Raw genomic sequence first — 19,142 nt, 5'->3', positions numbered from 1 at the left:
CATGACCGACGACCGCACCCACGCGGTGCTCATCATCGGGGCCGGCTTCACCGGGCTCGGAGCCGCGATCCGGTTGGCCGACGCCGGGGTCGACGACATCATGATCCTCGAACGCAGCGACCGGGTCGGCGGAACTTGGCGCGACACCACCTATCCCGGCGCCAGCTGTGACGTTCCCTCGCTGCTGTACTCGTACTCGTTCGTCAAGAACCCGACGTGGTCGCGTACCTACTCCCCTGCCCCGGAGATCTGCCGCCACCTGGAAGACATGGCGACCAGGTTCGACGTCCGCCGCCTCATTCGATTCGGCCACGAGGTCAGCGGCTTGGCGTTCGACGAGGACAGCGGAGTCTGGACCGCGACCACCAAACGCCGCAGGCAATTCCGTGCGCGCACCGTCGTCCTCGCATCGGGGCCGCTGTCGGACGCGAGCTTCCCCGACATTCGCGGCCTGGACAGTTATCGCGGACACAAGGTGCACAGCGCCCGCTGGGACCACGGCTACGATTTCGCCGGCAAACGCGTCGCCGTCATCGGCACCGGCGCCAGCGCGATTCAGATCATTCCCGAACTGGTGAAGCAGGCCGGGTTCGTCAAGGTCTTCCAGCGCACGCCGTGCTGGGTCTTGCCGCGCGTCGACGCCGCCACCCCGCCGGCCGTGCAAGCCCTGTTTGCCAAAGTCCCTGCGGCCCAGCAACTTGCGCGTCAGGCCCTGTTCTGGGGCCACGAGGCCAGCGCCACGGCTCTGGTGTGGGACACGCCGCTGACCTCGCTGGCCGCGCGCCTGGGTCGGGCGCACCTGCGGGCGCAGGTGAAGGACCCGTGGCTGCGGCGCCAGCTGACGCCGGACTTCCGCCCGGGTTGCAAGCGCATGCTGGTCTCCAGCGACTACTACCCGGCCCTCCAGCGCGACAACTGCAAGCTCATCGACTGGCCGATCGCCACCCTGAGCCCGGCCGGCATCCGCACCAGCGACGGCATCGAGCATCACGTCGACTGCATCGTCTTCGCCACCGGCTACGACGTCCATCTGACCGGACCGCCATTTGCGGTCACCGGGCTCGGCGGCCGGTCACTGGCCGACGAATGGGCCGGTGGCGCACAGGCTTACAAGAGCATCAGCGTGCACGGGTACCCGAACCTGTTCGTCATGACCGGACCCAACTCCGGGCCCGGCCACAACTCCCTGCTGGTCTACATCGAGGGTCAGCTGGAGTACGCGGTACGCGGCATCACTGCCATCCTCGACAACGACCTGCGCTATCTCGACGTGCGCGAAGAGGCCCAGCGCCGCCACAACGACGGCCTCCAGCGGCGCCTCACCAAGACGACGTGGATGTCCGGCTGCCGCAGTTGGTACCTCACCAAGGACGGATACAACGGGTCGATGTACCCCGGTTTCGCGACGCAGTATCTTCGCCAGATGAGGGATTTCCGCTACCAGGACTACCAAGCGGTGGCACACCGCTCCCGGGCGTCTGCCGTCTCGTCGGGCTGACACATGGCACCGGACCGCCCGCTCGACCGCTCTTCACGACCCGAACCCGGCACGATCGCCAGCGTGTTGCACAACGTGCGGCGCGCGCCCAAGCGAGTTCGGCGCCAATCGCGGGAGTACCGGCAATTGATCGAGACGGCGGTCTCGCAACTTTTCGACGCGGCCGTCCGCCATCCCCACGGCGACCCCGTATCCGGCGAATACCGGATCGACGACCTGGCCCGGCTGGCCGGCACCACCACCCGCAACATCAGGGTCTACCGTGACCGCGGGCTGCTCCCCCCGCCGTTGCGCGTCGGCCGCATCGCCTTGTTCAACGACACCCACCTGACCCGGCTGCGGCTGATCACCTCGATGCTCGACCGCGGATACACCATCGCGCACGTGCGCGAAATGCTCAGCGCCTGGGAGGAAGGCAAGAGCCTCGGCGACGTGCTGGGCCTGGAGACGGCCATCGTGGGCACCTGGACCACCGAGAAACCAGAGACCATGCCGCTGGTCGACGCGCAGCGACTCGTCGACGACCCAGAGGCTTTCGGACGCCTGGTAGCGTTGCACGTCATCCGGGTCGACGGGGCACAAGCCACCCTCACCCGCCCCAAACTGATCGAAGCGTTCAACGAAATCCGTAGCTACGGGGTCGAATTGGAAAAGCTGATCGACCTACACGAGCAGATCGTGCCCGAAATCGACAAGATCAGCGACCTGCTGGTCCGCGCCGGGGCCGAGCACGTGCTGGACCGCATCAAACCGGGCGAGCCCCTTCCGGCGGATGCCGAGATCGCCGAGCTGATCACCATGTTGGTGCGGTTCCGTACCCAGGCCGTGGCCACCGTTACCGCCACGCTCGCGTCGTCGATCGAGTCCAACATCGAGGCACTCGCGGGCCGCATCCTCTCCGACTATCTGGAGTCCAGCTCGTCGGCCTGAACGTCACGCCCCGCCTCAGTGCCCGCTCAGGGTCAGCCGCCCCTCCGTCTCAAGCACTTTCCTCGCGGTGATCTTTTCGGTCTTGCGGGCCTCGCGCTCGAGATAGCGCTGCTTGGATTCCTCGAACTTGTCGGAGGCCTGCTCGAGCTCCTTGACCAGCACCGCCAGATCGTCGCGCATCCGCGCGGCCTCGCCGCTGAAGTCTTCGCGTTCGAAGATGCGCCAATTCCTGAGCACCGGCATCACCACTTCGTCCAGATGAATGCGCGGGTCGTAGACGCCGCCGACGGCGATGACCACCGCCTTACGCCGGAACTCCGGCACCGTGAACCCGGGCATCTTGAAGTTACGCAAGATCCGGTGCACCGACTTCATCGCCTGGTTCGGGGCGATGTCCAGGCCCGCCGCACTGACGTCCCGGTAGAAGATCATGTGCAGGTTCTCGTCGTGGGACACCCTGGCCATCAGCCGCTCGGCGATGGGGTCCTGAGATGCCTTACCGGTATTGCGGTGGGAAACGCGGGTGGCCAGTTCCTGAAAAGACACGTACATGACCGCGTCGAACAAGCTCTCGGCAAACATGTCGCCCTGCTGATTCTGCCCCGGGCTGAAGCCTCGCGTCATTTGCTCCATGCGCAGCTTCTCCAACGCCACCGGGTCGACGACGCGGGTGACAACCAGGTAGTCGCGCAGCGACGTGCTGTGCCTGGCCTCCTCGGCCGTCCATCGGTTGACCCACTGCCCCCAGGGGCCGTCCATGCTGAAGTTCATCGCGATCTCGCGGTGATACGACGGCAAATTGTCCTCTGTCAGCAGGTTTTGCACCATCGCCACCTGCGCGACATCGGGCAGCCGGGTGTCCCCGGGCTCCCAGTCCTGACCGTCCAGCGCATGGAAGTTCTTGCCGTCCGACCATGGGACGTAATCGTGTGGATTCCACTCTTTGAACATCGAAAGGTGGCGGTTGAGCAGACCCTCGACCACAGGCTCCAGCTCGTGGAGTAGCTGCAGGTTTGTCAGATCTTTGGACACAAAGCCCTCCAGTTATGTGTGCCGTCAAGTAACGCACAATGTATCTGTGTCATGCGGTTACATAAAGATGACACGCCGGAAATTGCGCGAACTAGGGCCAAAGGTCCCTATGGCGGAAGGGCGCTCAGCGCGCCGCGGTGATCTTCGCCACCACCGGTCAGACGATCAGCGGCGCGCAACCAGATACGGCGCGAGAGTGGAGAGCTTTTCGCAGGTCTCTTCGAATTCGCGCTCGGGCGTGGACTCTTCGATGATGCCGGCGCCGGCTCGCAGCCACGCCTTGCCGTCGCGTTCGTAGGCCGCCCGCAGCGTCAGCGCCGCGTCCAGGCCGCCATCAGCCGAAAACATCACGACCGCTCCCGAATACAGTCCGCGCGGGCTCTCGTCGAGACGCAGGATCGCTTCCACGCCGTCCGCTTTCGGGATGCCCGACGCGGTGACGGCCGGGAAGAGCGCTTCCAGCGCGTCCATCCGGTCGTTCGACGGATCCAGCCGCCCCCTGACCGTGGACCCGAGGTGCTGCACGCTCCCGCGCTCCCGCACCGTCATGAAGTCGGTGACCGCGACGCTGCCGGGTGCGGCGATCTCGGTCATCTCCTGCAGCGAACTCCGCACCGAAATTGCATGTTCGACAATCTCTTTGGAATTCGATTCCAGATCGTCGCGCGCCTGTCGGTCGCGCGCCACACCGCGACCCAGTGCGCGGGTACCCGCCAGGGGCTCGGTCACGACCATCCCGTCGTCACGGACGGCCGCGACGAGTTCGGGGCTGTAACCGAGCGCGCGAATCCCGCCCAGCCGCAACAGGAACGACCGCACCGGGGTGTTGTGTCGGCGACCCAGCCGGTAGGTGGACGGAAAGTCCAGCGCGAAGGGGATTTCCAGACAGCGGGAGAGGATGACCTTGTGGTAGCGACCCGCCGCGATCTCGCCGACGGCCGACGCCACCCGATCGCGGTAGCCCGAAGGGTCGGCGACAACGTCAAGGGCGCGAGGCAGGCCCGCGTCCGGCACACCGTCGCCCAGCAGGCCGAGCACCGTATCGCGATGAACCGCGGTCGCGCCCCACAGCTGCACCTCCTGCCGGGTCACCACGATGCGAGTACGCGGCCAGACCACGCGGGCCAGCGGTGTACGTGGCGCCAGCCGGTGTTGCAGCCCATAGCGATACACGCCGAACTCGAAGGCGATCCAGCCGAGGAGTTGGGCGGTCTCGAGCAACAGTCTGTCGACGGCTTCGCCGAGAACGGGGCCGGGCCGCCCCGACCACTCTTGCCGCTGGGTCACCCCGTCCCGGATGACGCGCACCTCGTCGCTGTCCAGCTCGATCATCGCGCGCACGCCACTGCCCAGCACCCATTGACCACTGCGCTCATACAGGACGTACTCCTCGCCGACCCGCTCGGGCAGCCGTGCGACCAGCTCGGCGGCCAAGTCGGCCGGGTCGACGTGCTCGGGAAGCGGAATCGGTGACGACGTGGAGCCGGCGGAACTCGTCTGAACGCTGACCTCGGTCACGGTTAGTAAATGTAGCCTAACCTATCTAAGAGTGCGCGACCGATCCCCGCGGCGGTCGATCGCACCCCGGCCCTCCGGCCAAAACTCCCCTCGAGTTAAAGCGCCGGCCATCCCCGCACCGAGGCGCGCCCCGGGAGCTCGGCGTCCGGTCGGTTTCCCGTTTCCGCAGCTGGCAGGGGTGCGGCGAGGGCCGTCGTCGACGGCGCGGCCCCGCCGCCAGGACGTCGGCGACACCAAACGTTTCCCGACCGTTTACGCCGCGGCCGCACAGTGCCCGACCGGCCAGGCGTGCCGTCTCCTAAAATTGCTGTCTAACCGTGTGAACCCGCTGGCCGGGGACCTGTTGGTGCGGTGGCTGGACAGCTCCGTCGGCGCGTGTAAAGGAGTGGCGTCGTGAACTCCTGTGCGGACGTTCGAGGGTTGCTTCGGCCGGACGACGGGCGCATCGTGAATCGACCCGACTGATCGCTCAGTGCCGGCCAACCATTTCGAGAGGAACACCATGTTCGTAATCCGCCTCGCGAACGGCGAAGAGGTTCAGGGTGGCGACGGGGACGAACTCGAGATCAATCAGGATACGGGCGTGCTCACGGTTTCCCGCGTCGACGGTTTCGAGGAAATCACCACCCATTACTCGCCAATGGCGTGGGTGTCGGTGACACACCGGAAGAAGGGCGTCGGGGTGCGGCCGTCGCTGATTTCGTCGAATCGCTGACCCGCCATTGGGCCCACAGCAAATACACAGCACCTTCACACCAAATCCACGCCTATCCTGGCGCCGGCACACGTCGGCGAGGGCGCCACGCGCGGGCCTCTGACCAGGCATTTTAGTGGCCTTCGGCCACCCCGGATCGGTCCGACACGCTTAAACGTCGTGCTTTGCATTCGAGTGGCGGTTTGACACCCGCGGGGATAAGTTTTGCACGGTCGTCGGGATGTTCGTGGTGGCTCCGCTTGCGAACGGTGCTTTCCCTGATCACCGCACTCATCGAGGAAGGCATCGGATGCTGCAAGAGTTTTGGCACAACTTCACCCACAACCTGTTCAAGCCGCTCCTGCTCTTCTTCTACTTCGGGTTCCTCATTCCGATCCTGAAGGTGCGGTTCGAATTCCCCTATGTGATCTATCAGGGTCTGACGATGTATCTGCTGCTGGCCATCGGCTGGCACGGCGGAGAGGAACTCGCCAAGATCAGCGCCGGCAGCGTCGGGGTGATCGTGGGCTTCATGGTGTTGGGCTTCGTGCTCAACTTCGTCATCGGCGGCATCGCCTACCTGCTGCTGAATTGGCTGACCTCGCTTCGACGAATCGACCGGGCGACGGTCGCCGGGTATTACGGGTCAGACTCGGCGGGGACGTTCGCCACCTGCGTGGCCGTCCTGACGGCCGTGGGCATGGCGTTCAACGCCTACATGCCGGTCATGTTGGCGGTCATGGAGATTCCGGGCTGTCTGGTGGCGCTGTACTTCGTGGCGCGCCTTCGTCACCGCGGGATGGACGCGGCCGGGAACATGGAGGACGAGCCGGGCTACACCGCGCCGGTCAAGGTGGCAGTCGGGCCCGGCGCCGCTGCAATGCCCCCGCACGGCCAGAGCCTCGAGGAGGCCGAGCATGAGCGCGGGCTAGAGGAAGAGCTGGAACTCTCCCTGGAAAAACTCGACCATCCGGACTGGGAGCCCGACCAGAGCCCGCCTCACACCGCCGGCAAAAAGCCGCCCATCTTCTCCCGGGAGCTGTTCCAGGAGGTGTTCCTCAACCCCGGGCTCGTCCTGCTCATGGGTGGCATCATCATCGGCCTGGTGAGTGGGTTACAGGGCCAGAAGGTGGTCGCCGACGACGACAAGTTCTTTGTCCTCGCGTTCCAGGGCGTGCTCTGTTTGTTCCTGCTCGAAATGGGCATGACCGCCTCCCGGAAGCTCAAGGACCTGCGAACGGCCGGTCCCGGTTTCATCTTCTTCGGCCTGCTGGCCCCGAACATCTTTGCTCCCCTTGGCATCCTGATCGCCCACATCTACTCCTCACTCACCCATGCCGATTTCAAGCCCGGCACCTACGTGCTCTTCGCGGTGCTCTGCGGCGCGGCCTCCTACATCGCCGTCCCCGCTGTCCAGCGGTTGGCGATCCCCGAAGCCAGCCCCACCCTGCCGTTGGCCGCATCGCTCGGTTTGACGTTCTCCTACAACGTCACCATCGGTATCCCGCTCTACATCGAGGTCAACCGGCTGATAGCCCACTGGTTCTAGCGTTCACCCCGGCCGGGCGATCGTCGGGACCACCGAACCATCCTGTGCCACAGGGCCTTTGACGCGTTCCGGCGGTGCACCGGGTGGCGTCCGCTTCCGCTCGTTGTTAATTGTTCGTAAAGACGGGTGGGGTCGGGCCCCCCGAATCGGCGGGTTTCCACTAAGTTCGTTGACGCCGCGCGTCGGTTGCCGTCCCTCGCAGGGCCGACTGCGTCGCCGGGAGGCGTAGATGCTTTACGAGTTGTGGCAGAACTTCATCCACAATCTCTTCAAGCCGCTGTTGCTGTTCTTCTATTTCGGGTTCCTGATCCCGATCCTGAGGGTGCGGTTCGAGTTCCCGTACGTGATCTATCAGGGCCTGACCATGTACCTGCTGGTGGCCATCGGCTGGCAGGGCGGTGAGGAACTGGCGAAGGTGAAACCGGCCGACATCGACAACATCGCCGGGTTCGTCGCTCTGGGCTTCGCGCTCAATGTCGTCGTCGGCGCCCTCACCTACTTCCTGCTCAGATACCTGACCCGGCTCCGACGCGTCGACCGGGCGGCGGTCGCCGGCTATTACGGATCGGACTCGGCGGGTACCTTCGCGACCTGCGTGGCCGTCCTCGCCGGCGTCAGGATCGCCTTCGACGCCTACATGCCGGTCCTGCTGGCGTTCATGGAGATTCCCGGATGTCTGGTGGCGCTCTACCTGGTGGCCCGGCTACGGCACCGGGGGATGGACGAGGCCGGGTTCATGCCGGACGAACACGGCTACACCGCACCCGTGGCGGTGGGGCCGGGAGTGGCCGAGCAGCGGGGACGGGCCGAGGGAGATGACGACGTCGAGCGCGGGATCGAGGAGGAGCTGGCCCTCTCGCTGGAAAAGCAAGAGCATCCCGAGTGGTACGACGCCAACCCGCAACGCAACAAAGCGCCACTGATGTCGGGCGCGATCTTGCAGGAAGTGTTTCTCAACCCCGGACTGATCCTCCTCGTCGGTGGTATCGCCATCGGGTTCATCGGCGCGCTGCAGGGCCAGAAGGTGGTGCACGACCAGAACGAGCTTTTCGTCGCGGCGTTTCAGGGGGTGCTGTGTTTGTTCCTGCTCGAGATGGGCATGACGGCGTCCCGCAAGTTGCGGGATCTCAGACTCGCGGGCAGTGGGTTCATCGTCTTCGGGTTGTTGGCGCCCAACTTGTTTGCGCTACTGGGTATCGTGGCCGCCTACTGCTACGCGAACCTCACCGACACCCACTTTCAGCCGGGTACCTATGTGCTCTTCGCGGTCTTGTGCAGCTCGGCGTCCTACATCACGCTTCCCGCGGTGCAGCGGTTGGGCATCCCTGAAGCGAGCCCGACTCTGCCGCTCGCGGCGGCGCTGGGTTTGACGTTCTCCTACACCGTCACCATCGGGATCCCGATTTACATCGAGATCAATCGAGCAGTCGCGCACTGGTTTCCGGCGATTTGAGCACTACCCCAGGACCGTGCGCACCACCGCGTCGGCCAGCAGCCGTCCGCGCGGCGTGAGGACGAACCGGTCGGCGTCGGACACCAGCAACCCATCGGCGACCGTGCCTTCGGCGCGCTCTTGCTCGACGGGGCTCAACAACTCGCGCGGAAGACCCTGGCGCAGTCGGGTTTTCAACAACACGTCCTCGGTGTGCAGGGCGTCGGCGTCCAACCGCTCGAATCCGGCCACCGGCAATGCGGTACGGGCCAGCGTCTCCGCGTAGGCGTTGGGATGCTTGACATTCCACCAGCGCGTGGCTCCGACGTGGCCATGGGCTCCCGGCCCTGCGCCCCACCACTGGCCACCATCCCAATAGCCGAGGTTGTGCCGGCATTCACCGCCGGGCCGCGACCAGTTGGACACCTCGTACCACGACATGCCGGCCTCGGACAGCCGCGCATCGAGCAACTCGTAGCGGTGCGCCAGCACATCGTCGTCGGGGGCCGCCAGCTCTCCGCGCCGCACCCGCCGGGCCAGCGCGGTCCCTTCCTCGACGACCAGCGCGTAGGCGGACACATGATCGACGCCGGTGTCGATCGTCGTGTCGACCGAGCGCAGCAGATCGTCGTCGGACTCCCCCGGCGTCCCATAGATCAGGTCGAGGCTGACGTGTTCGAAGCCGGCGTCCAACGCTTCGCGGGCGGCGGCCGCCGACCGGTTCGGGGTGTGAATGCGGTCGAGCACCCCCAGCACTCGCGGGGACACCGACTGCATGCCGAGCGACACCCGCGTATAGCCGGCCGCGCGGACGGCGTCGAAGAAGTCCGGCCAGGCCGACTCCGGGTTGGCCTCCGTGGTGACCTCGGCGTCGGGTGCCAGCGCGAAATGCTCGCGCACCATGTCCAGGATCGTTGCCACCCGCGTGCCGCCCAACAGCGACGGTGTCCCTCCCCCGACGAATACCGTGTTCACCGTCGGCCCGGGAAGCCGCTCGGCCGCCAGCTTCAGCTCCGTCCGCAGCGCCGCCAGCCACGCGTCGGGGTTCACGCCACCCAACTCGGCCGGCGTGTACGTGTTGAAATCGCAATAGCCGCAACGTGTTATGCAGAACGGAACATGGATGTACATCCCGAACGGGCGCCCGGGGACGGGCTGCAGATCGGGCAGCTCGACCGGTTCCTCGCGAAGTGCCATGCCAAATCATCCCACGGTGCGCTCGTCGTGGCCGGGGCGTCGATCCGGCCCGACGGCAAAATTCGGGGTGTTTTTACCGGGGCGGCCAGTTTAATCGGGGATTTCGCTCACCGTGAGCCGATATTTGACCTGATGGCACGGCCCCCCGTCGGGCATGGCACAATGGGCACGTGACCGTCGCTCAGCCCAGCCTTCGCATTGCGCTCGTGGCGCGGCGGCACATTGATCTCAAGCGTGTTTGCAGCTGTTGCTGTCTCCCTTGATGTCGTAGACCCGCCCACCTGTACGTCCAGCTGGCATCGGATCTGCGCCGCCGATACCACCGGTGAGCTGCGCTTTCATGCCTGCGATGTCGAAAAGGAGACCTTTTCCAATGACCACCGCCCGACCCGCTGGGTCCCCAAACAAGGCTCGCAACGAGGGCCAGTGGGCGCTGGGAGATCGGGAACCGCTCAATCCCAACGAAGAGATGAAGCAGGCCGGCGCCCCCCTCGACGTGCGCGAACGCATCGAAAATGTCTACGCCAAGGCCGGGTTCGACAGCATCGACAAGAGTGACCTGCGCGGGCGCTTTCGCTGGTGGGGGCTCTACACCCAGCGCGAACAGGGCTACGACGGCACGTTCACGGGTGACGAGAACGCCGATCTGCTCGAAGCCAAGTACTTCATGATGCGGGTGCGCTGCGACGGCGGCGCGCTGTCGGCCGCCGCGCTGCGTACGGTCGGCCAGATCTCGACGGAGTTCGGTCGCGACACCGCCGACATCTCCGACCGCCAGAACGTGCAGATGCACTGGATCGAGGTCGAGCGCGTCCCGGAGATCTGGCGGCGACTCGCCGAGGTCGGCCTGCAGACCGCCGAGGCGTGCGGCGACTGCCCCCGCGTGATCCTGGGTTCACCGCTGGCCGGCGAGTCGCTCGACGAGGTGCTCGACCCCACCTGGGCGATCGACGAGATCGTGCGCCGCTACATCGGCAAGCCGGACTTCGCCGACCTGCCGCGCAAGTACAAGACCGCCATCTCGGGTCTGCAGGATGTCGCGCACGAGATCAACGACATCGCCTTCATCGGCGTCAACCACCCCGAGCACGGGCCCGGCCTGGACCTGTGGGTCGGCGGCGGTCTGTCCACCAACCCGATGCTGGCCCAGCGGGTCGGCGCCTGGGTGCCGCTGGACGAGGTACCCGAGGTCTGGGAGGCCGTGACCTCGATATTCCGCGACTACGGCTACCGGCGGCTGCGGTCCAAGGCACGGCTGAAGTTCTTGATCAAGGACTGGGGCATAGCAAAATTCCGTGAGGTGCTGGAAACGGAGTACCTCAAGCGGCCGCTGATCGACGGCCCGGCCCCCGAGCCGCTCAAACATCCGATCGATCACATCAGGGTGCAACGGCTCAAGAACGGGCTCAACGCGGTCGGGGCCGCTCCGATCGCCGGCCGGGTCTCGGGCACCATCCTCTCGGCGGTCGCCGACCTGATGGACCGGGCCGGCGCCAACCGGATCCGGTTCACCCCGTACCAGAAGCTGGTCATCCTCGACATCGCCGACGACAAACTCGACGAGGTGCTCGCCGGCCTGGAGGCACTCGGGCTGCAGACCACGCCGTCGCATTGGCGGCGAAACCTGATGGCGTGCACGGGCATCGAATACTGCAAGCTGTCGTTCGCCGAAACTCGGGGCAAGGCGCAGGTCTTGGTGCCCGAGCTGGAACGCCGGCTCGAGGACGTCAACGCCGCGCTCGACGTGCCGATCACGGTCAACATCAACGGTTGCCCGAACTCGTGTGCGCGAATTCAGGTGGCCGACATCGGCTTCAAGGGCCAAATGGTCGACGACGGTCATGGGGGCTCCGTCGAGGGCTTCCAGGTGCACCTGGGGGGCAGCCTCGGGCTGGACAGCGGATTCGGGCGAAAGCTGCGCCAGCACAAGGTCACCAGCGACGAGCTGGGTGACTACATCGATCGGGTGGTACGCAACTTCATCAAACACCGCAGTGCGGGAGAACGGTTCGCGCAGTGGGCGATTCGGGCAGATGAGGACGATTTACGATGAGTGGGCAAGCAACGAAACGAACCGAGGCGCAACTGCGGGACCTGGCGGCGCGGGGCGCCGCGGAGCTCGAGGGCGCCAGCGCCATCGAGGTTCTGCGCTGGACCGATGAGACCTTCGGCGGAGTCAACGGGCCACGCGGCTGGGCCACCTGCAACTATGTGCTGACCTCGAGCATGCAGGAGGCCGTGTTGATCGATCTGGCGTCCAAGGTCCGGCCGGGTGTGCCGGTGGTCTTCCTCGACACCGGCTACCACTTCGCCGAAACCATCGGAACCCGGGACGCGGTCGAATCGGTCTACGACATTCACGTGCTGAACATCACGCCCGAGCAGACGGTGGCCGAGCAGGACCAGCTGCTGGGCACGAACCTGTTCTCCCGGGATCCCGGCGAGTGCTGCCGGCTGCGCAAGGTCGTGCCGCTGCGCCGGGCTCTGAGCGGGTACTCCGCCTGGGTGACCGGGCTGCGCCGCAGCGAGGCGAAGACGCGCGCCAACACCCCGGTGATCGGTTTCGACGAGGGTTTCAAGCTGGTGAAGATCAACCCGCTGGCGACGTGGACCGACGAGGACATGCAGAACTACATCGACGAGCACGGCGTGCTGGTCAATCCGCTTGTCTACGACGGGTATCCGTCCATCGGCTGCGAACCGTGCACGGCCAAACCGCTGGCCGGGGCGGACCCGCGCAGTGGACGCTGGCAGGGGCTGGCCAAGACCGAGTGCGGGCTGCACGCGTAGCCGGCGAAAGCGCTCAAGTCAGGCCGAGGTCTTACGCAGAGGTCAGCGTGGTTTGATCCTCGCCGGCCGGGCCGTCGCCGCGGGCGGCCGTCGCCTGATCGGCGATGAACGGCATTCGGGTGGCGCGCACGTAGACGGTGTCGCCTTCGCGTAGGGCCAGCGCCTCGGCGTCGCCGCGGGTGATCTGCGCGGTGAAGGGCCCGCCGGTGGCGGCGCTGGTCAATTCCACCCGCACCTCGAAGCCCAGCACGACGACGCGGTCGACGGTGGCGCGCACCACCCCGATCGATTCCGCGGTGCCATCCCCGCCCGCAATCGCCATCTCGGGGTTGCGGCCCACCCGGATGTCATGTGGCCGAACCAGATTCCCGTTCAGGGTGGACACCGCCCCGAGAAACGACATCACGAAGGCGCTCGCCGGCGCGTCGTAAACCTCGGTCGGCGATCCCACTTGCTCGATGCGACCGTGATTGAGCACGGCGATCCTGTCGGCGACGTCCAAGGCCTCCGCCTGGTCGTGGGTGACCAGCACCGTGGTCACGTGCACCTCGTCGTGCAGGCGGCGTAACCACGAACGCAGGTCCTCACGCACCTTGGCGTCCAGGGCGCCGAACGGCTCGTCGAGCAGCAGCACCTGCGGGTCGACGGCCAGCGCCCGCGCGAGCGCCATCCGCTGCCGTTGGCCGCCGGAGAGCTGGTTGGGGTAGCGGTTTTGAAATCCGCTCAGCCCCACCACTTCCAGCAGGTTGTCCACCTTGGCCTTGACCTCGGCTTTGGGCCGCTTGCGGATCTTCAGCCCGTAGGCGACGTTGTCACGAACGGTCAAGTGCTTGAACGCCGCATAGTGCTGGAACACGAATCCGATGCCCCGTCGCTGCGGCGGCACCCGCGTGACATCCGAACCGTTGATCGTGATCGTTCCGCTGTCGGGCTGGTCGAGCCCGGCGATGGCACGCAGCAGGGTCGACTTGCCGGAACCGCTGGGACCCAACAGTGCCGTCAGCGAGCCGGAGGGCACGACGAAGTCCACATTGTCCAAGGCCACGAAGTCGCCGTAGCGCTTGTAGGCATTGCGCACGATGATGGCGTGGTCGACGTGCCGGTTGTTGTCGGTCATCTACGAGTCTCCATGTCGGGCCTACCCGGCCGCTCGTGCTCGGCGGACGTCCAGAATCACTTGGAAGATCAGGACCAATACCGCAACGCCCATCAACAGCGTGGACAGCGCGTAGGCCCCATACTCGGCGCCGCGGTTGTACCGATCCGACACCAGCAACGTCAGGGTTTGCGACTTACCCGGCAGGTTGGACGACACGATGATGACGGCACCGTATTCGCCGAGGGTGCGCGCGATGGTCAGCACGATGCCATAGGTCAGGCCCCATCGGATGGAGGGCAAGGTGATCCGCCAGAAGGTCTGCCACCAGCCCGATCCCAGGGTCGAGGCCGCCTCTTCCTGGTCGGTGCCCAGTTCGTGCAGAACCGGTTCCACCTCGCGCACCACGAACGGCAGGGTGACGAAGACGCTGGCAAGCACGATGCCGGGCAGCCCGAAGATGATCTTGAACCCGAGATCTCTCTCGACGAAGCCGAACGCGCCGGCGGATCCCCACAACAGGATCAGGGCGACACCCACGATCACCGGTGACACCGCGAACGGCAGGTCGATCGCCGCCTGCAGCACGCCCTTGCCCCGAAACCTGTTGCGGGCCAGCACCAAAGCGGTAGGAATACCGAAGACCACGTTCAGCGGCACCACGATGGCGACCACCAGCAAGGTCAGGTTCAGCGCCGATATCGCCGCGGGTGTGCTCACCCAGTCGAGGAATTGACCGATCCCGGGTTGGAAGGTCCGCCACAGGATCAGGGCCACCGGGACAACCAGCAGAACGAAGATGTATGCGAGCCCGATGAATCGGATCAGGTATCGGACCCTGGGGCTCAGCGTCACGCGGCCAGCTCCTCACGTTTGGCCGTTCGCCCACCCACGACCCTCAGCAGGAACAGCACGACAAACGAGATCGACAGCAACACGATGGATATCGCGGCGGCGCCGGTGCGGTCGTCGTTCTCGATCAGGGTCCGTATCCATTGCGAAGACACTTCCGTCTTGCCGGGCACCGCGCCACCGATCAACACCACCGACCCGAACTCGCCGATCGCGCGCGAGAACGCCAGGCCCGCACCGGACAACAGCGCGGGCGTCAACGACGGCAGCACGACCGAGGTGAAGATCTTGGGAGCGGTGGCGCCCAACGACGCCGCCGCCTCCTCGGTCTCCCGATCGATCTCCAGCAACACCGGCTGCACCGCGCGCACCACGAAGGGCAGTGTGACGAAGGCCAGCGCCACCGCCACACCCCACGCCGTGTGCTGCAGGTGAAGATGCACCGGGCTGTTGTTGCCGTAGAGGGCCAGCATCACCAGGCTGGCGACGATGGTGGGCAGCGCGAACGGCAGGTCGATGATCGCGTCCACCAGCCGCTTGCCGACGAAGTCGTCCCGCACCAGCACCCAGGCGATGACCAGACCGAAGACCAGGTTCACCAACGCGACGCCGGCGGAGATGGTCAGCGTCACCCGAAACGACTCCAGCGCCGCATTCGAAGTGACCGCCAACCAGAACGCGTGCCAGCCACCACCCGCGGCCTGCCACGCGATGGCGGCCAGCGGCAGCAGCACGATCACCGAAAGCCACACCGCCGCCACGCCCACCCGCAAAGACGTCGCGCTCCCGCGGGTGCCCCGCCGGCCCTGCGCTGGGCGGCGCCCGTCGCCGCCCAGCTCGGGCCCGATCGCCCGGGGACCGGGCGTCAGCGCGGCCGTCATCCCGTGGCCTGCGTGTAGATCTTGGTGATGCTGCCGGTGGTTTTGTCGAACAACTGCGGGTCCGTCGTCGACCAGCCACCGAGGTCGGCGATCGTCCACAGTTTCGCCGGCGCCGGAAACTGGCCGCGAAACTCGGCCGCGACGGCCGGGTCGACCGGCCGAAAGCCGGCCTGCGCCCACACCTTCTGCGCCGTGGCCGTGTACTGGAAGTTCTTGAAGGCGACCGCGGCATCCAGGTGTGTGCTGGTGCTCACCACCGCGACCGGATTCTCGATCTTGAACGTCTGCGGCGGGTTGATGTGCTCGACCGGCTTGCCCGCGCGCTCCGTGGCGATCGCCTCGTTCTCGTAACTGATCAACACGTCCCCACTGCCCTGGACGAACACATCGGTAGCCTCCCGGCCCGAACTCGGACGCAGCTTGACGTGTTCGTGCACCAGCTTGCTGATGAAGTCGACGCCGGCCTGGGGGTTGCTGCCACCCTCGCTCTTGACCGCATACGGCGCCAGCAGATTCCACTTGGCCGACCCCGAGCTCAGCGGACTGGGTGTGATGACCTCCACTCCAGGCCGCAGCAGGTCGTCCCAGTCCTTGATGTTCTTCGGATTCCCCTTGCGCACCAACAACGTCACCACCGACCCGAACGGAATTCCCTTGGTGGCGTCGGCATTCCAATCCTTGGATATCTTTCCGGCCTTCACCAGCCGGGTGATGTCCGATTCGACGGAGAAATTCACGATGTCGGCCGGCTTGCCGTCGAGGACACCGCGCGATTGGTCACCGGAGGCGCCGTAGGAGGTGATCACCTGCACGCCCTTGCCCTCATCGGCGGCGTTGAACGCCGGGATCACCTTGCTCCAGCCCGGTTCTGGAACGGAATAGGCCACCAGGGTGATGCTCGTGCGCGCATTCGCCGGCCCGCCCCCGCCGACGACATCGCTGGGACCGCCGCTACACCCGGCCACGACAGCGACAGTCAGGGCAAACGTGACCATCGACCGCCAACGCAGTGCGGTGTCGTTGAGCATTCGGGCCTTCCAGTACGGGGACTCAAGGAGACAGCGGTCCCGATGCTGCGGAAAGGCGCCTTATCCGACGGGAGATATCACAAACCCCATACCAGACCGCACACGGGTTTGGCAGTCAGCGACAACAGTGCACGAAGACATGGCGCTCCACGACACCTGATGTCACCTGCATGGCGCGAAGCCTAACAGGAATCGGTGGGCCGCCACCGCTCGAGTGCCTGGCGGACGGCCTGCATGCTCAGTGCGTCAGCAACCACGCGACGATCACCAGCACCACGAGCGCGACGAGAATCAACGTCACGTGTGACCGAGGCATGCGCGCTACCCGGGCGCCTCACCGGCGTGGCGGGCACGACGCATCAGGGCGATGCCCTTGCCGAGCAACCCATCGAGCAGGCCCGCCGTGACCGCGGCGACCAAGAGCACGACCGGCATCACCACCATGGCCTGGAGTACGAAAGCGAGCCCGGAAAGCCACAGCTCGTTGCCGTCCCACCAATTCAGGAACGCGGTCACGGGCTCACCCTATTCGGCCTTGCGCCGGAAAACCAATGTGCCAAGATCGGCGCATGGCTGCCCCGTCGTCCGCGCCCGAGTCGACGGCTTGCCTCATCGCCGGCGGGGGCCCGGCGGGCATGGTGCTAGGGCTGCTGCTGGCCCGCGCCGGTGTTGACGTCACGGTGATGGAAAAGCACGCCGACTTCCTGCGCGATTTCCGCGGGGACACGGTGCACGCGAGCACCTTGGGACTGCTCGACGAGCTGGGATTGGGCGGCCGGTTCGCGCAGATCCCGCATCGGCTCATCGACACCGTCCACATGGAGATACAGAACGAGCCGGTGGCCCTCGACCTGACCGGTCTCCCGGGCGCGCACAAGCACATCGCCCTGGTGCCGCAATGGGACTTCCTGGAACTGGTGGCCACCGCCGCCGAGGCCGAGCCGAGCTTCCGGCTGTTGCGCAGCACCGAGGTCACCGGCGTCATCCGCGACGCCGACCGAGTCGTCGGCGTCACCTACCGTGACCAGGCCGGTGAGGCGAAAAGCATGCGCGCCGAGCTGACCGTGGCCTGCGATGGTCGCTCGTCCACGGTGCGTTCGGCGCTGGGCCTGGATCCGCACAGTTTCGGCGCGCCCATGGACGTGTGGTGGTTCCGGCTCCCGCGCCACCCCGGCGATCCACGCGGACTGGCCGGCGTGCTGCGGGCCGGACACGCGGTCATCGTGATCGATCGCGGCGATTACTACCAGATCGCCTACATCATCCCGAAGGGGACCGACGCCCGGCTGAGGTCGCAAGGCATCGAATCGCTGCACCGGGCGCTGGTCGGCATGGTGCCCTGGCTCGGTGACCGGGTACAGACGCTGACATCGTTCGATGACGTGAAACTGCTTGACGTACAACTGAATCGGCTTCGACGCTGGTACGCCGGCGGCGTCCTGTTCATCGGCGACTCCGCGCACGCGATGTCACCGGTCGGCGGCGTCGGGATCAACCTGGCGGTGGCCGACGCGGTGGCCGCCGCGCGCATCCTGGCGGGCGCGTTGCGCGCGGGCCGGGTGCCCAGCTGGCGGTTGGCCCGCGTGCAGGCGCGCCGTTGGCTTCCCACGTTGCTGCTGCAGACGGCACAGCGGGTCATCCACGCCAACGTGATCGCCGCAGCGGTCAGCGGAAACGAACACCGCGCGCCGCTCGGTGTGCGGCTGGTGGGCAGGTCCGCGGCAATGCGGCGGCTGGCCGGCTACCTCGTCGCCATCGGTCCGCTGCCCGAGCACGCCCCCAGGTTTGCCCGACGCCGAGGTTGAACCACACCGACGCCACGTCGGCGAAAGAATGGACGCCGGGCCGCTCAACAGATGATGATGTCGGGATGGTTTTGCACGCCCAGCCCGATGACCAGCCCGCCGACGCCATGCCCGAGGAGGCGTTCCAGGCGGCTCCGGCGGTCTTGCCTTCGCCCATCGACTTCAGCGCACCGGCGCCCCTCGCTTCCAGCGCGGCCCTGCGGAACCCGTTTCCGCCGATCGCCGACTATGCGTTTCTGTCGGACTGGGAGACGACGTGCCTGATCTCCCCCGCGGGATCCGTCGAATGGCTGTGCGTGCCGCGGCCGGACTCCCCCAGCGTGTTCGGTGCCATCCTGGACCGCAGCGCCGGCCACTTCCGGCTCGGGCCCTACGGCGTCTCAGTGCCCTCGGCCCGTCGCTACCTGCCCGGCAGCCTGATCATGGAGACCACGTGGCAAACCCACACCGGGTGGTTGATCGTGCGTGACGCGCTTCGCGCCCCTCCAGCCCGATCCGCAGGTTCGTGGTGAGCCGCAACGTCGGGTGGGCGTCGGGCTGCTTGGCGGCCCGCGCGATGGCCTCGCCGTACGCGTTGGCCGAGTATTCCCAGGTGGCGCCGACGCGGTGGTAGTCGAACGCCGGCTCGCAGCTCATCATCAGCTCGACGGTGCCGCTGACGCAGCGCACCGTGCGCAACAGGATGTGCTCGGCGTCCCAGTCCATCGGGGTGCGGCGGTGCGTCCGCGATCGGCGCTCGATGTCGTGCCACGGCCCCATCACCAGCGCGTCACGCACGATCAACCACCCGGTGTGGGTTTGCCACGTGGTCTCCATGATCAGGCTGCCGGGCAGGTAGCG

Annotated in this window: 17 protein-coding genes and 2 pseudogenes; 10 read left to right on the top strand and 9 right to left on the bottom strand. The window is 66.3% G+C overall.

Annotated elements, in window-relative coordinates:
• Window position 1 precedes the first annotated feature (1 nt).
• On the top strand, window positions 2-1,498 hold the full coding sequence (locus tag A5692_RS06395) for a flavin-containing monooxygenase (protein ID WP_369830268.1): 1,497 nt from the start codon (window positions 2-4) through the stop codon (window positions 1,496-1,498).
• A 3-nt stretch (window positions 1,499-1,501) separates the two neighbouring features.
• Window positions 1,502-2,428, top strand: coding sequence for a MerR family transcriptional regulator (locus tag A5692_RS06390; RefSeq protein WP_068053561.1), 927 nt, complete (start codon window positions 1,502-1,504; stop codon window positions 2,426-2,428).
• A 15-nt stretch (window positions 2,429-2,443) separates the two neighbouring features.
• Here the strand turns inward: A5692_RS06390 and A5692_RS06385 are convergent, their stop codons facing one another.
• Together A5692_RS06385 and A5692_RS06380 are read right to left on the bottom strand one after the other, a co-directional pair.
• Window positions 2,444-3,460 (bottom strand): acyl-ACP desaturase, encoded by a 1,017-nt coding sequence (locus A5692_RS06385; protein WP_068053558.1) that lies wholly within the window; start codon window positions 3,458-3,460, stop codon window positions 2,444-2,446.
• A 165-nt stretch (window positions 3,461-3,625) separates the two neighbouring features.
• Window positions 3,626-4,978, bottom strand: coding sequence for a salicylate synthase (locus A5692_RS06380; RefSeq protein WP_068053556.1), 1,353 nt, complete (start codon window positions 4,976-4,978; stop codon window positions 3,626-3,628).
• Between the two features lie 502 nt (window positions 4,979-5,480).
• Here A5692_RS06380 and A5692_RS06375 point away from each other — a divergent pair.
• From A5692_RS06375 to A5692_RS06365, 3 genes are all read left to right on the top strand, one after another.
• Entirely contained in the window at window positions 5,481-5,693 is a 213-nt protein-coding gene (locus A5692_RS06375; RefSeq protein WP_068053720.1) for a hypothetical protein, read from the top strand.
• Window positions 5,694-5,982: 289 nt separating this feature from the next.
• Entirely contained in the window at window positions 5,983-7,221 is a 1,239-nt protein-coding gene (locus tag A5692_RS06370; RefSeq protein WP_068053552.1) for a sodium-dependent bicarbonate transport family permease, read from the top strand.
• Window positions 7,222-7,450: 229 nt separating this feature from the next.
• Window positions 7,451-8,674: a sodium-dependent bicarbonate transport family permease gene (locus tag A5692_RS06365; RefSeq protein ID WP_068053546.1), complete on the top strand. Its 1,224-nt coding sequence runs from the start codon at window positions 7,451-7,453 to the stop codon at window positions 8,672-8,674.
• 3 nt (window positions 8,675-8,677) lie between these two features.
• Here A5692_RS06365 and hemW read toward each other — a convergent pair whose 3' ends face one another.
• Window positions 8,678-9,850, bottom strand: coding sequence for a radical SAM family heme chaperone HemW (hemW, locus tag A5692_RS06360; protein WP_068053544.1), 1,173 nt, complete (start codon window positions 9,848-9,850; stop codon window positions 8,678-8,680).
• A 170-nt stretch (window positions 9,851-10,020) separates the two neighbouring features.
• On the opposite strand from hemW, the gene A5692_RS30350 reads away from it, so the two are divergent.
• From A5692_RS30350 to A5692_RS06350, 3 genes are all read left to right on the top strand, one after another.
• On the top strand, window positions 10,021-10,113 hold the full coding sequence (locus A5692_RS30350; RefSeq protein WP_368664890.1) for an Ms4527A family Cys-rich leader peptide: 93 nt from the start codon (window positions 10,021-10,023) through the stop codon (window positions 10,111-10,113).
• A 110-nt stretch (window positions 10,114-10,223) separates the two neighbouring features.
• Window positions 10,224-11,903, top strand: coding sequence for a nitrite/sulfite reductase (locus A5692_RS06355; protein WP_068053542.1), 1,680 nt, complete (start codon window positions 10,224-10,226; stop codon window positions 11,901-11,903).
• Window positions 11,900-12,640, top strand: a complete 741-nt coding sequence (locus A5692_RS06350) for a phosphoadenylyl-sulfate reductase (protein ID WP_068053539.1) — start codon at window positions 11,900-11,902, stop codon at window positions 12,638-12,640. Before A5692_RS06355 ends, A5692_RS06350 begins: the two co-directional genes overlap by 4 nt.
• 31 nt (window positions 12,641-12,671) lie before the next feature.
• Here A5692_RS06350 and A5692_RS06345 read toward each other — a convergent pair whose 3' ends face one another.
• The 5 genes from A5692_RS06345 to A5692_RS06325 form a co-directional block, all read right to left on the bottom strand.
• Window positions 12,672-13,757, bottom strand: coding sequence for a sulfate/molybdate ABC transporter ATP-binding protein (locus A5692_RS06345; RefSeq protein WP_068053537.1), 1,086 nt, complete (start codon window positions 13,755-13,757; stop codon window positions 12,672-12,674).
• Window positions 13,758-13,778: 21 nt separating this feature from the next.
• Window positions 13,779-14,591: a sulfate ABC transporter permease subunit CysW gene (cysW, locus tag A5692_RS06340; protein ID WP_068053534.1), complete on the bottom strand. Its 813-nt coding sequence runs from the start codon at window positions 14,589-14,591 to the stop codon at window positions 13,779-13,781.
• Window positions 14,588-15,469: a sulfate ABC transporter permease subunit CysT gene (gene cysT / locus A5692_RS06335; protein ID WP_068053531.1), complete on the bottom strand. Its 882-nt coding sequence runs from the start codon at window positions 15,467-15,469 to the stop codon at window positions 14,588-14,590. The genes cysW and cysT overlap by 4 nt, the downstream gene beginning before the upstream one ends.
• A complete protein-coding gene (locus tag A5692_RS06330; protein WP_068053528.1) occupies window positions 15,466-16,497 on the bottom strand; it encodes a sulfate ABC transporter substrate-binding protein in 1,032 nt (343 codons plus the stop codon). The genes cysT and A5692_RS06330 overlap by 4 nt, the downstream gene beginning before the upstream one ends.
• 321 nt (window positions 16,498-16,818) lie before the next feature.
• The gene (locus tag A5692_RS06325; RefSeq protein WP_067918713.1) at window positions 16,819-17,013 is read right to left on the bottom strand and encodes a hypothetical protein; all 195 of its coding nucleotides are present in this window, start codon (window positions 17,011-17,013) and stop codon (window positions 16,819-16,821) included.
• A gap of 53 nt (window positions 17,014-17,066) precedes the next feature.
• Here A5692_RS06325 and A5692_RS06320 point away from each other — a divergent pair, with 53 nt between their 5' ends.
• Both A5692_RS06320 and A5692_RS28055 read left to right on the top strand, forming a co-directional pair.
• Window positions 17,067-18,302 (top strand): FAD-dependent oxidoreductase, encoded by a 1,236-nt coding sequence (locus A5692_RS06320; protein ID WP_068053526.1) that lies wholly within the window; start codon window positions 17,067-17,069, stop codon window positions 18,300-18,302.
• Between the two features lie 107 nt (window positions 18,303-18,409).
• Window positions 18,410-18,778: pseudogene (locus A5692_RS28055) on the top strand (trehalase-like domain-containing protein); the annotation flags it as partial.
• On the opposite strand, the pseudogene A5692_RS06315 reads toward A5692_RS28055, so the two are convergent.
• Window positions 18,771-19,142, bottom strand: a pseudogene (locus A5692_RS06315) (glycosyl hydrolase family 15); the annotation flags it as partial. The pseudogenes A5692_RS28055 and A5692_RS06315 overlap by 8 nt on opposite strands.

Origin of the sequence: Mycobacterium sp. E342 (assembly GCF_001667665.1) — a bacterium.
In the GTDB taxonomy this organism is placed as follows: Bacteria; Actinomycetota; Actinomycetes; order Mycobacteriales; family Mycobacteriaceae; genus Mycobacterium.
Note: the sequence above shows the minus strand (reverse complement) of the source record. Positions and strands in the feature narration are given on the sequence as shown.

Bases quoted from the DNA above. Each gene is read 5' to 3' on its own strand.
- A5692_RS06390 (WP_068053561.1), top strand. From the start codon at position 1,502: ATGGCACCGGACCGCCCGCTCGACCGCTCTTCACGACCCGAACCCGGC.
- hemW (WP_068053544.1), bottom strand. From the start codon at position 9,850: ATGGCACTTCGCGAGGAACCGGTCGAGCTGCCCGATCTGCAGCCCGTC.
- A5692_RS06370 (WP_068053552.1), top strand. From the start codon at position 5,983: ATGCTGCAAGAGTTTTGGCACAACTTCACCCACAACCTGTTCAAGCCG.
- A5692_RS06355 (WP_068053542.1), top strand. From the start codon at position 10,224: ATGACCACCGCCCGACCCGCTGGGTCCCCAAACAAGGCTCGCAACGAG.
- A5692_RS06345 (WP_068053537.1), bottom strand. From the start codon at position 13,757: ATGACCGACAACAACCGGCACGTCGACCACGCCATCATCGTGCGCAAT.
- A5692_RS06395 (WP_369830268.1), top strand. From the start codon at position 2: ATGACCGACGACCGCACCCACGCGGTGCTCATCATCGGGGCCGGCTTC.
- A5692_RS06320 (WP_068053526.1), top strand. From the start codon at position 17,067: ATGGCTGCCCCGTCGTCCGCGCCCGAGTCGACGGCTTGCCTCATCGCC.
- cysT (WP_068053531.1), bottom strand. From the start codon at position 15,469: ATGACGGCCGCGCTGACGCCCGGTCCCCGGGCGATCGGGCCCGAGCTG.
- A5692_RS06365 (WP_068053546.1), top strand. From the start codon at position 7,451: ATGCTTTACGAGTTGTGGCAGAACTTCATCCACAATCTCTTCAAGCCG.
- A5692_RS06375 (WP_068053720.1), top strand. From the start codon at position 5,481: ATGTTCGTAATCCGCCTCGCGAACGGCGAAGAGGTTCAGGGTGGCGAC.
- A5692_RS06350 (WP_068053539.1), top strand. From the start codon at position 11,900: ATGAGTGGGCAAGCAACGAAACGAACCGAGGCGCAACTGCGGGACCTG.
- A5692_RS06330 (WP_068053528.1), bottom strand. From the start codon at position 16,497: ATGCTCAACGACACCGCACTGCGTTGGCGGTCGATGGTCACGTTTGCC.